The organism is Microbacterium trichothecenolyticum, assembly GCF_030818955.1.
GTDB lineage: Bacteria > Actinomycetota > Actinomycetes > Actinomycetales > Microbacteriaceae > Microbacterium > Microbacterium trichothecenolyticum_B.
This window is the reverse complement of record NZ_JAUTBF010000001.1, coordinates 39,764-52,840: the sequence shown is the minus strand read 5'-3', so window position 1 is coordinate 52,840 and position 13,077 is coordinate 39,764. Positions and strand designations below refer to the sequence as shown.

The 13,077-nt window shown below is 69.3% G+C and carries 11 protein-coding genes; 5 read left to right on the top strand and 6 right to left on the bottom strand.

Features of this window, described 5'->3' with window-relative positions; translation table 11 throughout:
* Positions 1-23 precede the first annotated feature (23 nt).
* Both QE412_RS00270 and QE412_RS00265 read right to left on the bottom strand, forming a co-directional pair.
* Positions 24-1,568, bottom strand: coding sequence for a DNA polymerase Y family protein (locus tag QE412_RS00270; protein ID WP_307478675.1), 1,545 nt, complete (start codon positions 1,566-1,568; stop codon positions 24-26).
* Entirely contained in the window at positions 1,568-2,296 is a 729-nt protein-coding gene (locus QE412_RS00265) for a hypothetical protein (protein WP_373426514.1), read from the bottom strand. The genes QE412_RS00270 and QE412_RS00265 overlap by 1 nt, the downstream gene beginning before the upstream one ends.
* Before the next feature lie 227 nt (positions 2,297-2,523).
* On the opposite strand from QE412_RS00265, the gene QE412_RS00260 reads away from it, so the two are divergent.
* Genes QE412_RS00260 through opgC form a run of 4 tightly spaced genes read left to right on the top strand, consistent with a single transcriptional unit; the run spans position 2,524 to position 7,756 of the window.
* Positions 2,524-4,527 carry a glycosyltransferase family 2 protein gene (locus QE412_RS00260; protein ID WP_307478672.1) on the top strand — a complete coding sequence of 668 codons (2,004 nt, stop codon included), beginning with the start codon at positions 2,524-2,526 and terminating at the stop codon, positions 4,525-4,527.
* A 1-nt stretch (position 4,528) separates the two neighbouring features.
* Positions 4,529-4,864, top strand: coding sequence for an STAS domain-containing protein (locus tag QE412_RS00255; RefSeq protein WP_307478669.1), 336 nt, complete (start codon positions 4,529-4,531; stop codon positions 4,862-4,864).
* Positions 4,857-5,273 (top strand): ATP-binding protein, encoded by a 417-nt coding sequence (locus QE412_RS00250; protein WP_307478666.1) that lies wholly within the window; start codon positions 4,857-4,859, stop codon positions 5,271-5,273. Before QE412_RS00255 ends, QE412_RS00250 begins: the two co-directional genes overlap by 8 nt.
* Positions 5,270-7,756, top strand: coding sequence for an OpgC domain-containing protein (opgC, locus tag QE412_RS00245; RefSeq protein ID WP_307478663.1), 2,487 nt, complete (start codon positions 5,270-5,272; stop codon positions 7,754-7,756). Before QE412_RS00250 ends, opgC begins: the two co-directional genes overlap by 4 nt.
* 54 nt (positions 7,757-7,810) lie before the next feature.
* On the opposite strand, the gene QE412_RS00240 is transcribed toward opgC, so the two are convergent.
* The 4 genes from QE412_RS00240 to QE412_RS00225 all read right to left on the bottom strand — a co-directional run bounded on the left by QE412_RS00240 (position 7,811) and on the right by QE412_RS00225 (position 11,809).
* Positions 7,811-8,968, bottom strand: a complete 1,158-nt coding sequence (locus QE412_RS00240; RefSeq protein WP_307478660.1) for a SpoIIE family protein phosphatase — start codon at positions 8,966-8,968, stop codon at positions 7,811-7,813.
* Positions 8,969-9,134: 166 nt separating this feature from the next.
* A complete protein-coding gene (locus tag QE412_RS00235) occupies positions 9,135-9,632 on the bottom strand; it encodes an HNH endonuclease (RefSeq protein WP_307478658.1) in 498 nt (165 codons plus the stop codon).
* Positions 9,633-9,972: 340 nt separating this feature from the next.
* Positions 9,973-10,668, bottom strand: a complete 696-nt coding sequence (locus QE412_RS00230) for a M23 family metallopeptidase (RefSeq protein ID WP_307478655.1) — start codon at positions 10,666-10,668, stop codon at positions 9,973-9,975.
* 442 nt (positions 10,669-11,110) lie between these two features.
* Positions 11,111-11,809: a metal-dependent transcriptional regulator gene (locus QE412_RS00225; RefSeq protein WP_307478652.1), complete on the bottom strand. Its 699-nt coding sequence runs from the start codon at positions 11,807-11,809 to the stop codon at positions 11,111-11,113.
* Positions 11,810-11,907: 98 nt separating this feature from the next.
* Between QE412_RS00225 and serC the strand changes: the two genes are divergently transcribed.
* Positions 11,908-13,029, top strand: a complete 1,122-nt coding sequence (gene serC / locus QE412_RS00220; RefSeq protein ID WP_307478649.1) for a phosphoserine transaminase — start codon at positions 11,908-11,910, stop codon at positions 13,027-13,029.
* Positions 13,030-13,077 lie beyond the last annotated feature (48 nt).

Genomic DNA, 13,077 nt, shown 5'->3' with positions numbered 1-13,077 from the left:
GCCCGCGCCGGCTCGACGCGTTCTCAGTCATAGCGCCCCTCCGCCCGCCACTCCCCCTCTTCGACCACCAACAGCCAGGCGCCCCCGTCGGCGTCGACCACCTGGAACCGGTGCGCGCGCCGTGCGCGCAGCGGGTCCCATCCGCGCTCGCTGATCGGCCAGGGTCCGGCCCATTCCCGGATGCGCCGACGTTGCCCCGCGGTCTCGAGCACCGCCGGCGGAGCGCTCAGCACATCGCGCTCACCCACGGTCACCGGAGCGCCGGCGATGTCGGTGACCCCGACCATGCGGGGCTCGGGGTAGACGACCGCCGGCAGAGGGTCGGGCAGGCTGCCGGGCCAGGGCCGAGCGCGTTCCTTCGTCGTGACGGCACGGTCGCCCCACGGCACGAGCACCTGACGCTCGGCCAGCCAGCGTCCGCCGCCGATCACCGGGGTGACCACCTCACGATGCCCCAGCATGGCCTGCACGCGTGACAGGGCATGGTGCACGCGCTCATCGGGTCCGGCGCCGAAGAGGCCTTTGGTGTGATGGGCGGCGGCGTCGACGGCCTCGGGCTCGATGCGCACCCCCGCCACACCGCTACCGAAGATGCCCTGGGCGTCTTCGGCGAGCTGCCATCGCACGCGGTCGACGACGGCCGCCGCGTCGAACGACCCCGGATGCAACCAGACACGTTCGCTGCGCTCGTTCCGTTCGCCGGTGAGCACGACGCGCAGCTCTGTGCACACCAGATCGAGGGCTCCCAGGCGGGCGATGAAGTCTTCCGCCGCCACGCGCATGCCGAAGGCGATCTGGTCGGCGAGTTCGAGGGGTGGCTCGAAAGCGACGTCGCGGTGCAGTTCCGGCGGGGGCGTGCGAGGGTGGACGGGACGGGAGTCGAGACCGCCTGCCAGCGCGTGCAGCCGCACGCCCCGCTCGCCGAAACGCTCGCGGACCCGCTCGGCGGAGAGGGCGACGAGATCGCCGAGGGTATGCACGCCCAGCCGAGCCAGGAGGCTGCCGAACTCGTCGTCGTCGAGCGCGGCGACCGACAGCGGCGCGAGGAACGCCCCCGCCTCTCCGGGTGGCACGATGCGCACGGGGACGTCGACGGTGGTCGCCCGCGCCGCCTGCTCGGCGGTGAAGACGCCGTCGGCGACGCTCGCCCGCACCCCGTCGACACCGCCGTCGCCGAGCAGACGGATCAGCACGCGCGCGGCCTCGGCCTCGCCTCCGTAGTACCGCGAAGGCCCACGTGCGCGCAGCGCGCACAGTCCGGGCCGCACGATCTGCACCCCGGGGGCGTGCTCCTCGATTCGTGCCACGACGGGAGCGAACGCCCGCGCGTCACGCACGGGGTCGGCGGCGACGACGTGCAGGGTCGGGCACAGCGCCTGGGCATCGCGGCGCTTCTGACCGCGGCGCACTCCCTGGGCGCGGGCCGCCCACGAGCAGGCCACGACGATATTGTTCGCGAACACCGCCACCGCGGCATCCGCACGCGGCGGCGTGACAGCCTCGTTCGCGAAGGCCGTGATGGGCCAGTCGGGGAGCCAGAGCACCAGACTGCGCGTGGGCGCGTGCATCATCCAACCGCCCGGACGCGGTGTCCGTCGCGCTGACGCGGGACGAGCCGCTCGGCGGGGGCTCCCAGCAGCTCGATGCTGCCGTCGGCTGCGGGCAGCAGCATGCGCGCCCGTCGGACGTTCGGGGATCGACGACTGCTGACCGACACCGTCAGTTCGCGCCCGGCCAGATAGCCGTGCCCCTGACCCAGCCCCGACCACCGCGGGTCGGCCACATCGATCACCGCCTCGGCCTGCGGCCACCCGCCCTGGACGAGCAGCACCGTCCCACGGTCGCGCAGCCGAGCCGCCAGACGGGTGGCCTCGGCTCCCCCACGTGCAGCCGAGGAGTTCATCGGTGGACGCACCGCCACGACCGGCAGCACCTCGGCGATCGTGGCCGTCACCGCCAGCCACCGCGGTCCCGGGTCAGGGATGAAGACGAGGCGATCGAGATCGAGACCGTACTTCTCCGCGGCCTCGGCCCCCAACTCGGGCATGCCGATCACCCCGCACCACGAACCGTCTTGCGAAGGCCTGGCGAGAAGGGCGAGCAACAGCGACGCGGACCGCGCCAGGGCGTACGCCGACCCCGGTCGCAGACCCCCTCCGGGCAGAAGCGCCGAGAAGGCCGGATGCGTGGGCAGCACCGGCGCATCCATGCGACGTCCCTGGAGGCGTTCGAGGCGATCGCGCAGCGCATGGATGTCGGGTACGGCCTGTCCCTGGTCTCGCATGATCGCCCTCATTCCCACAGGTTAGAAGATATGTTCTAACACCTCAATCTCGGTGAGTCGAAGATACGATCGACTTCCGACATCGGCGAACGACGTTGCGCATACGGTCCATCGACTCACGCGCACGTCTCCGCGAGAGGTGCGAACTTTGTCTTTTCCCGACGCGCGAGTCAAGGACTGCGCCTGGTGAATTTCTCATCACAGAAGATGAGAAGCAGATGGAAAGGTCTCCCACCCAGATGATCGTCGAAACCACGGTCCCCCGCGACGACCTCCGACGCGAAGCACGACGCCGCGAGATTTCACGCGCCCGCCGACTGGCCGTAGTGCGCATCGTCGTCGTCCTGTCGGCCGCCACCGGCCTCAACTACATCGTGTGGCGGTGGCTGGCCTCGGTGAACTGGGAGTCGTGGTGGATCGCCGTCCCCCTCGTGCTCGCCGAGACCTACAGCCTCATCGACTCCCTGCTGTTCGGACTCGGCGCGTGGCGCCTGCGCGAGCGGCACGACGCCCCACCGCTGAAACGCGCCGTCACCGTCGACGTCCTCGTGACGACGTACAACGAGCCCCTCGACCTGGTCATGGAGACCGCGCGCGCGGCGAAGGCCATCCGCTACCCGCACGAGACGTGGATCCTCGACGACGGCGACCGGGCTGAGCTCCGCGCCCTCGCCGAGGCCGAGGGCATCGGCGTCGTCACCCGCTCCGAGGCGTGGCGCGATCGTCCCCGTCATGCCAAGGCCGGCAACCTCAACAACGCCCTCATGGTCACCGAGGGCGAGTTCCTGCTCATCCTCGATGCCGACCAGATCCCGTCCCCCGACATCCTCGATCGCACGCTCGGCTGGTTCGAAGACGACAAGGTCGCGCTCGTACAGACGCCGCAGTGGTTCACCAACGTGCCGGCGAGCGATCCCCTCGGCAGTCAGGCGCCGCTGTTCTACGGCCCCATCCAGCAGTCGAAAGACGGCTGGAACGCCGCGTTCTTCTGCGGGTCCAACGCGCTCCTGCGCCGTGAGGCCCTCATGCAGCTCGGTGTCTCGCGCTACGTCGGAGAGGTCACCCTCGCGGTGAACCGGGGCATGCGCTCCTCCCGCCGCGTACTGGCGCGGGCGCGGCGCGAGTACGGTTCCGACCCGCGCATCGCCGCCTCCCTGGATGCCGTCTCCCGGGCACTCGACGACCTCAAGGCGGGGATCGCGCGCGGCGACTCCCTGGCCGATCTCACGTATGCGTTCCAGCGCCGCATCCTCGCTGTGCGTCGCGAGCTCAGCGACCAGGACATCGCGGGCGTCCGCGCGGAACTGCAGGAGCTCGCGGCCGTCACGGGCGACCCGGCAGCCCTGGCCGCCCTCGACGAGATCACCCTCGAGGCTCTCGGCGAACGGAGCCTGTCGCCGCTGGCGGCGGTGGAGTCGGTGAGCATGCTCGTGGACTCCTTCGACGTGGGCCGTGACGAGGAGGCGCAGGCGATCATGCCGCTGGCGACCATCTCGGTCACCGAGGACATGGCGACCTCCATGCGCCTGCACGGTCTCGGGTGGAGGTCGGTCTATCACGACGAGGTGCTCGCCAAGGGCCTGGCCCCCGACGACCTGTCCACGATGCTTACGCAGCGCCTGCGCTGGGCTCAGGGCACCATGCAGGTGATGTTCCGCGAGAACCCCCTCGTGCAGAAGGGGCTCAGCCTCGGCCAACGCCTGATGTACTTCGGCACCATGTGGAGCTACCTGTCGGGCTTCGCCGCCGTCATCTACGTCGCCGCCCCCGTGCTGTACCTGACGTCCGGGGTCATGCCGGTGCAGGCGTGGAGCGTGGACTTCTTCGCCCGTTTCATCCCCTTCTTCGTGATCAATCAGGTGCTGTTCCTCGTCGTGGCCAACGGCAGACCCACCTGGCGCGGCGCGCAGTACTCGCTGGCCCTCTTCCCCGTATGGATCCGCTCGGTGACCAGCGCCTTCGACAACGTCTACCGCGGTCGGTCGCTCACCTTCTCGGTCACTCCGAAGACGCGCTCGGTCGAGAACCGTCCCCGCTGGGATCTCGTCAAGCCGCAGCTGTGGGTCATGGGCGCCCTGGTCGCCTCGCTCGTCGTGGTCGCGATCCGATACGCCGTAGGCCAGGCCGAGGGCATCGCCCCGCTGGTGAACATCGTCTGGGTGCTGTACGACCTCGCGGTGTTCAGCATCATCATCCGCGCGGTGCTGTACTCCGCGTCCGATCACCAACCGAAAGGTTACTGACATGCTCCAGGTCGACATCGACGCCCGAGACGGCGGCACCGTCGTCACCCCGCGCGGCCGCCTGACGATGGTTTCGGCGAAGACGTTCCGCGAGACCGTCACGGCCGAGATCGCCCGCGGCGACGGCGAGATCGTCGTCGTCGACCTCTCGCAGACCGAGTTCGTCGACTCCTCCGGCCTCGGGGCGCTCGTCGCCTGTCTGAAGACCGCCCGTCAGTCGGGCGGCGACCTGCGACTGGCGGCACCGTCGGAGCAGGTGACGATGGTGCTGGGCCTGACCAACCTCGACCGCGTGCTGCGTCCGCGCCCGAGCGTCGACGAGGCCCTCCGTGACTGAGAACGCCGCGCGCCGCTCCATCGATGTCGCCGTCGCGCCCGAGAGCCTGGAGACGATCTTCGAGGCCATGTCCGCCTGGTGGGACGAGGTCGGCGAGGTCGACGTGGCCAAGCGCTTCGGCTTCGAGACGGCCGTGATCGAGATCGCCGGCAACATCGTCGAGCATTCCGAGGGCGCGGGGGCGGATCGGCGCTTCACCCTGGAGCTGTTCGCCGACGCCTCCGTGCTGTCGGCGACCTTCCGCGACGACGGCGACCCGCCGGTCGTCGATCTGTCATCGGTGAACATGGCCGGCGAGGACGAAGAGAGCGGACGCGGCCTCGCGCTGGCGAGCGCGGGTGTCGACGAGTTGAGCCTGCGCCGTGTCGGCGACCGGAACGTGTGGACCTTGGAGTCGAGAAGAACGTGACGCGCGCGCACCAACGGATCGGGGCGGCCGTGGGCCTGGCCGCAGCGCTCCTTCTGGGCATGGCCGCGCCCGCGGGGGCCGCCTCCCTCACCGACGACGGCGTCTGGTTCGGGCCCGAGCTGGACTGGGCCGACGACGGCCCCGACGGCTACCGCGACCGCCTGGGCGAGACGCCCGCCGTGTACGCGGTGCGCGTGTCGTATCCGCTCGATGCCCGATCCATCGCGGAGTGGGACCGAGCGGCGACCCAGGTCGCCGCTCAGGGCGCCGCGCTCGAGATCACACTCGAGCCGTCGACCGACCTCGACGCGTTGACCGACAACGACGCCGCAGAACTGAACACGCGTCTCGAGCGATACCGCACGCAGAGCGACGCGATCCAGCTCGTGCGTTTCGCCCCCGAGATGAATGGGTCATGGGTGTCGTGGGGCCAACAGCCGACGGCATATGTTCGTGCCTTCGAACGAGTGGCGGATGCCGTGCACGCCGGCGCCTCGGGTGCCGAGACGGTCTGGAGCCCGTCGTACGGCGCCGGTTATCCCTTCGAGCGGGCGGATGGCCGTCTCGACGATCTGACCGTTCGTGATCAGGTGGCTCTCGACACCGACGGCGACGGTCTCATCACCGAGGCCGATGACCCGTACGGCCCGTACTTCCCCTCCGCCGACACGGTGGACCGCGTGGGTCTGACGATGTACTACTTCGGCAAGGGCGAGGCGGCGGCGGCAGCGGGTCGTGACGTGCCGCTCGAGACCAACACCGCCCCCGAGGACGGGGAAGTGGCCGCTCGGCTCGCCGAACGCTGGGGCTATACGGGCGGTCAGCGCGAATCCTTCTACGACCGCTTCGCCGTCGGGGAACGCAAGCCCCTGGTGCTCGACACGGGGGCGCTCTACGACCTCGACCGCGGCGGCGACACCGAACTCGCGGTCAAGCAGGGCTGGTGGCGACAGGTGCTCGCCGAACTGCCCGCCCACCCCCTGGTGACGGGGGTGACCTGGCTCGAGGTCGTGCGCGAAGAGGCCGAGGCGGGCGGTCAAGAGGTCGACTGGCGCGCCACGGCCAACGGCGAGCTGGCTGCCGCCCTGCGCGCCGACCTGGAGTCATCGGGGCTGATCCGCTGGGGACCGGTGACGACGGTCGTCACCGCCGAGCAGGGCTCCGCCGCGACCGTCCAGGTGCGACAGGGCGGCGCGAGTGCGAACGAGGAGATGAACTGGATCACCGGCAGCGCCGCCGTCCTGGCCGTCGCGTTCCTGGCATCCGGGATCGTCGGCAGGGCGCTTCCGAAGTGGCGCTACGACGACACCTCGGCCACTCGCGATCTGCGCATCGACATGATCCGTGGCTTCGTCATCGTCGTCGTGGTCGTCACCCACATCGAGGTGACCAGCCCGTTCGCGTTCGCATCGCTCAAGGTGGTCGGCGCGATCACCGGCGCCGAGATGTTCGTGCTGCTCAGCGGCATCGTGCTCGGGATGGTGTTCCCGTTGGCGGCCGCCCGCGGGGGCGAATGGGCGAGTGCGGTCGCGGCGTGGGGTCGCGCGCGCAAGCAGTATCTCGTGGCTCTCGCGGTCACGCTGCTGATCTTCGCGATCGGGTTCCTCCCCTTCGTCGACACCTCGGCGGTGACCACGTTCACCGACCGCGGGACCGGCGAAGGAGGCAGCGGCGACTCGGGCCGCGTCTACGACCTGTACCCGAATGCCGAGCGACTGCTCGACTATCCGCCGCCGTGGTACGCCGTGCGGCAGCTCCTGCTCCTGGAGATGGGCCCCTGGCCGATCAGCATCATGGGTCTGTTCGTCGTGCTGAGCCTGGCGTATCCGGCGTTGATGTGGCTCATCAAGCGGCGACTGTGGTGGCTCGTGCTCGTGATCAGCTGGGGCTTGTACGCGGTGCATACCCTGGTCCCCGGTGCGGTGCGGCTGACGTCGCAGTTCGATGCGCTCTTCCCGCTGGCGGTGTGGCAGGTGCTGTTCACGCACGGCCTGGTGATCGGCTACTACCGTCGGCAGATCGTTCGTGCGCTGACGACCCTTCCGGGCAAGGTCGGCCTCGGCGTGTTCGTCGTCGGCTACGCCGGCTTTCTCGTCTATCTCTGGGCCGGCAACGCCTACGGCTTCACCCCCGTGCCGTTCCCCGCCGACCTGTACGCCAGCCTCTACGACACCGGCTACCAGCGGATCTTCCTGCGGTGGGGGCGACTGCTCGATCTGCCCCTGGTGCTCGTGTGCAGCTACACGGTGCTCACGGTGGCCTGGAAACCCCTGAACAAGAGCATGGGGTGGCTGTGGATCCCCCTGGGCCAGGCGAGTCTCTACGTGTTCATCGTCCACGTGTTCTTCGTGCTCGCCGTCGCCAACATCCCCGGCCTCGATCGGGGCAGCCTCTGGCAGGGCACGCTGATTCACAGCGTGGTCATCGGGCTCATCCTGTTCATGGTGCGAAAGCGATTCCTCTTCTCGGTCATCCCCCGCTGACGGCTCTCGCCCGAGGACGATGGACGGGGGATGCCGAGGCCTCGGCGCCTGCGCTCAGCTGACCGCGAGCACGACGGCGGTGACGTCGTCGTCGACCTGATGCGTCGAGACCTTCAACGCGAGCTCGTCGAAGAAGTCATCGGTGCCGGCAGCGGCGCGCAGGTCGTCACCGATCATTCGCAGGCTCGCCAACGTGGAGTCGTAGGCGTCGAGCGCACCGTCCGAGACGCTCACGATCAGGTCGCCCCGCCCGACCCGGGTGCGGCCGGCCTCCCATCCCACGTCGGCGGGACGCAGGCCGAGCGGGAGATTGTGCGAGCTCAAGCGTTCGTCGGTACCGTCGGCGCGCAGCACGAGCGTCAGCCCGTGCCCGGCATCCACGTAGTCGATCAGCCCGGAACCGGCGTCGACCACGGCATGGAACACCGTCGCGAAGGTGTCCGGGTTACGCTCGTCACCGAACACCACCTTCTCTGCCGCGAGCATCGCCTCGGCGGGCTCATCGTCGCGACGGGACTGCAGCGCCTGCAGCAGGGTCTCGGCGACCTCTCCCGCTGTTTCGCCTTTGCCCATGGCGTCCGCGAGCGTCACCACCACGCGCCCGCCGACGTGCTGCCACCCGCTGCGGTCGCCGCTGACGAGACCGTGCGGAATGGCCAGTGATGCCAGGCGCATACCCTCCGTGGTGAGGCTGTCCTCGCGCACTCCCGCCGTGGTCGCCGGCTCCGTGGTGGTGAGGCCGCCGCTGGCGCGGACCTCGGCTTGAGCCCACCGTCCGAGACGTTCGAGGGCCCGTCGCTGATGGTCGTCGAGCTCGCGCTCGTCGGTGTCGAGCAGGCACAGGGTGGCGATGGCATCCCCCTCGCCGGTGCGCAACGGAATCCCCGCATAGAACCGGATGCCGTAATCCACCACCGACGCGGAGTCGCGGAAGCGTGGGTCGGATGCCGCATCGGTGATCTCGAAGACACCGTCTTGCTTCACCGTCTCGCCGCAGAACACGTCGCGCAGCGGCGTTCGTCCGATGCGCGGGCCGTCCGGCTGCGACTTGGTGTACGCCTCGTCGCCGTCGATGACGTTCACGAGCGCGTAATCGACGTCGAACAGTTCCCGCGCGAGACGCGTGATGCGATCGAAGCGTTCCTCGGGCGGTGAATCGAGCAGACCCGAGCGCACGGCGGTGGACGGGGCGTCGACGGGGTGGGACGTCATCGGGGTCTGCCTTCTCGCATGCTGCCGTCCGCCGCGAACGCACGCGCCCGAGCGGGCCGACACGTATCCGGGCGACATCGCGGGATGCCGCCGGGCACCGCCCGTGAGCAGTGGTGCCGACCCCTCGAGCGTACCGAGCGACGGAGCGACGGATCTGCCCGTGGACTTACGCGGCCAGCGCCAGGTAAGGCTCCCACCGCGGGTCGCTCTTGTCGACGCCGCGCACCGTCCACGACGACCCCCTCGGTGGCGCGGGTATCAGCCGAAGCTCCCACCGCATCTCCTGCGGGGTGCGGTCGCCCTTGACGTTGTTGCAGGTCAGGCAGCAGGCGACGAGGTTCTCCCACGTGTCCTTGCCCCCGCGTGAGCGCGGCAGCACGTGGTCGATGGTCGAGGCCGCCTTGCCGCAGTATGCGCACCGGTGCGCGTCGCGGCGCAGGACACCGCGGCGCGTGACCGGAACATGACGAGCGCCCGGAACCCGCACGTAGCGGGTCAAGATGATGACGGCGGGCCGATCATACGTCCCCGCCGCAGCCCAGACCGGGTCTTCCTCGATGCGTTCGACGACCGTGGCCTTGTCGTTCATCACGAGCACGAGGGCTCGTTTGAACGACACGACCGCCAGGGGCTCGTATCCCGCGTTCAACACCAGTGTGCGCATTCGCGTCTCCTCTCGAATGGCCGAGACGGCTTCTCGGATGTTCGACTCGCGACGACGGATCGCCCGCAGGGCATGAAAAAAGGCGCTGTCTAGACAGACAGCGCCTCGGAAGTCGCGGTGATCCCGCGGCATCCGAACACACGATGCCGAAGAACGAGCAGGCCGAGCGCATCCATGGTGCGGATGCGTGGCCTGATGTTCATCGGTCTTCCCTCCGGTTGTTCCGACGTCGCTGACAGGCTAACCCACGCCGACACGCCCGGGGTCATCGATATGGGCAAACGGAAGACGGCGTGTCGGAGAACATCGTCCTCCGGCACGCCGTCTCGAGATCTGGAGGTCAGCCGGCGTTCTGCTGCAACCAGGCGTACGGATCGACGACGGAGCCGTTGATGTGCACCTCGAAGTGCAGGTGGTTCGCGGTCGAGCTCCCGGTCGAGCCGACGAGGCCGATCAACTGCCCCGCGGCCACGGTCTGCCCGGCCTGCACCTGACGGCTGCCGTAGGTCATGTGGCCGTACGTGGTCGACACCTTCTGGCCGTTGATCACGTGCTCGATGACGATGCCCACGCCATATCCGCCGAAGCTCTCGGACGAGGTGCTGACGACGCCGGCGGCGGCGGCGAAGATGGGCTGCCCGCCCGGCGCGAGCAGGTCGACGCCCTGGTGGTAGCCCGAGTCCCAGAGGCCACGGCCGAGCACGTAGCTCGTGAGCGGCCACCGGACCTCGCCGGAGCCCGGTGCGGTCATGTTGAGATTGATCGACGACACCGAGGCGCCGGCGCTCGAGGCCAACTGGCGCGCACGCTCGGCCGCGGCGGCAGCGGCGGCCTCGCGATCCTTCTTCTGCTGGATCTCTTCGGCCGTCGTCGCCGAGTAGCTGCTGCGGTCGAGCGTCTCGGCCGCGGCGTCGGAGGCGACGACCAGCGACTGGTTGTCAGGGGCCGAGACCTCTTGCAGGGTCATCGTCTCGGGCGCGGGCATGGTCGCGGCATACGCCGGAATCGCCACGGTCGCGACGAGACCGGCGACCATCGACAGGATGACGGCACTGCGCAGCGGCTTGCCGTACTGTCGCGGCGCGGTGGAACCGTGCGATGCGGAGGCGGCCGACGGGGTCGCGGACGCGGTGACGGGTTCAGGTCGCTGCGGGGGGCGGGGGGCGGCCGCCCGGGCGCTCCTACGTGTGAGACCCGTCGCGGGGACCTCGGGTAGGTCCGCGACGGGATCGGTGTTTTCAGCCAAAGGTCCTCCGGCGCCTCTGCATCTTCCGACGCTGGCTCGTCAGCACTCGATGGGGCACGATGTGCGGGCTTCACCCTCTGCAGACGACGAGCCGATGAGGCAAACCGCGAGGGGTCCGACGGCGGGCTTCTCGCCTGTGGACTTTCCGAGGCTACCCGAAGGTAACGAATAAGTCACGCATAGACGGTGGCGCTCAGCCGATACTCGGTTAGCGCTGGGCGGCAGGCGTGACTCAGTCCTCGGCGACCAGGAAAATGTGCGACGCCACCTCGACGGGCAGCTCGAGACCGTCGTCGACACCCTCCATCTGCACGAGCACGTAACCCTCGTTGAAGCGGTAATCGCCGCGCGCACCGGGGAGGACACCGGCCGCTTTGAGCTGCTGCAGCAGCTCGGGATCGACCTGTGCGGGCTCGGCCAGGCGGCGTACGGTTCCCGAGATGGGGCGGCCGGCGTCGGTGAGCTTGCGGACGAGTCCGATCACGCCGTCTTCGAAGGTCGAGCTCGCCGTGTCGCCCAGCTGATCGAGGCCCGGGATCGGGTTGCCGTAGGGCGACTCGGTCGGGTGCCCCAGCAGTTCCACCAGCCGCCGCTCGACCTGCTCGCTCATGACGTGCTCCCAGCGGCAGGCCTCGTCGTGCACGTAGGCCCAATCGAGCCCGATGACATCGCTGAGCAGCCGCTCCGCGAGACGGTGCTTGCGCATGACGTCGACGGCCTTCTGCCGTCCGGCATCGGTCAGTTCGAGGCGGCGGTCTTCTGACACGACGACGAGACCGTCGCGCTCCATGCGTCCCACGGTCTGCGAGACGGTGGGCCCGGAGTGCCCCAGGCGCTCCGAGATCCGTGCACGCAGCGGCACGATCTTCTCTTCCTCGAGTTCGAGGATCGTGCGCAGGTACATCTCGGTGGTGTCGATGAGATCGGTCATTCAGGTGTCCTCGGCGTCGCGCGGCAGGGATCTCCAGCCTATCGACCCCCTCCGACATGAGCACCGGCGGGGACCGGCCGAGATCCTAGAATCGACGCATGTCACACGTGGAACTGCCCACCGATCTCCTCCCCGTCGACGGCCGCTTCGGGTGCGGCCCCTCGAAAGTGCGCGGTGCGCAGCTGGAGGCCCTCGTCACCCGGGGGGCCTCGATCCTCGGCACCTCGCACCGCCAGACGCCGGTGAAGAACCTCGTCGCGAGCACGCGCGAGCGCCTCGCCGAGCTGTTCCGCCTGCCCGAGGGTTACGAGATCATCCTCGGCAACGGCGGCTCGACCGCGTTCTGGGATGCCGCATCCTTCGGCCTCATCGACAAGCGCAGCCAGAACCTCGTCTTCGGCGAGTTCGGCGGCAAGTTCGCCGCCGCTGCGGCCGCTCCGTGGCTGCAGAGCCCTGACGTGCGCCGCGCAGAGCCCGGCACGAGCACCGTCGCCGAGGCCGTCGAAGGGGTCGACGTGTACGCGTGGCCGCACAACGAGACCTCCACCGGCGTGTCCACCTCGGTCACCCGGGTCCGAGGCGACGAGGGGGCTCTCACGGTCATCGACGCCACGAGTGCCGCCGGCGGCATCGACTTCGATGTGACGCAGGCCGACGTCTACTACTTCGCCCCGCAGAAGAACCTCGGCTCCGACGGCGGCCTCTGGTACGCCGCCGTCTCGCCCGCGGCGATCGAACGGATCGAACGCATCGCCGCGTCGGGCCGGTACATCCCCGAGTTCCTGAGCCTGAAGAACGCCGTCGACAACTCGCGCCTGCAGCAGACGTTGAACACCCCCGCCCTGTCGACGCTCCTCCTGCTCGACGAGCAACTCGGATGGATCCTCGACAACGGAGGGCTCGGCTGGGCGGCAGCGCGCACGGCGGAGTCCTCCGGCGCCCTGTACGAGTGGGCCGAGGCCAGTTCCGTGGCGACGCCCTTCGTGTCGTCGGTCGCCGACCGCTCGCCCGTCGTCGCGACGATCGACTTCGACGACAGCATCGATGCCGCAGCCATCGCCAAGAACCTGCGCGCCAACGGCATCGTCGATACCGAGCCGTACCGCAAGCTCGGCCGCAACCAGCTGCGTATCGCGACGTTCGTCTCGATCGAGCCCGACGACGTCCGTCGTCTCATCGGCGCGATCGACTACACGATCGAGCATTTGCCGACGGCCTGATCAGGCCGCAGCGCCGAGCGCTGAACGACGAAGGCCGTCCCGCGGATG

What these genes read in the sequence shown, in the direction of transcription:
- QE412_RS00225 (WP_307478652.1), bottom strand. Translation starts at nt 11,809, where the DNA reads ATGACCGATCTCATCGACACCACCGAGATGTACCTGCGCACGATCCTC.
- QE412_RS00255 (WP_307478669.1), top strand. Translation starts at nt 4,529, where the DNA reads ATGCTCCAGGTCGACATCGACGCCCGAGACGGCGGCACCGTCGTCACC.
- QE412_RS00240 (WP_307478660.1), bottom strand. Translation starts at nt 8,968, where the DNA reads ATGACGTCCCACCCCGTCGACGCCCCGTCCACCGCCGTGCGCTCGGGT.
- QE412_RS00260 (WP_307478672.1), top strand. Translation starts at nt 2,524, where the DNA reads ATGATCGTCGAAACCACGGTCCCCCGCGACGACCTCCGACGCGAAGCA.
- QE412_RS00270 (WP_307478675.1), bottom strand. Translation starts at nt 1,568, where the DNA reads ATGCACGCGCCCACGCGCAGTCTGGTGCTCTGGCTCCCCGACTGGCCC.
- QE412_RS00235 (WP_307478658.1), bottom strand. Translation starts at nt 9,632, where the DNA reads ATGCGCACACTGGTGTTGAACGCGGGATACGAGCCCCTGGCGGTCGTG.
- QE412_RS00265 (WP_373426514.1), bottom strand. Translation starts at nt 2,296, where the DNA reads ATGAGGGCGATCATGCGAGACCAGGGACAGGCCGTACCCGACATCCAT.
- QE412_RS00230 (WP_307478655.1), bottom strand. Translation starts at nt 10,668, where the DNA reads ATGGTCGCCGGTCTCGTCGCGACCGTGGCGATTCCGGCGTATGCCGCG.
- serC (WP_307478649.1), top strand. Translation starts at nt 11,908, where the DNA reads ATGTCACACGTGGAACTGCCCACCGATCTCCTCCCCGTCGACGGCCGC.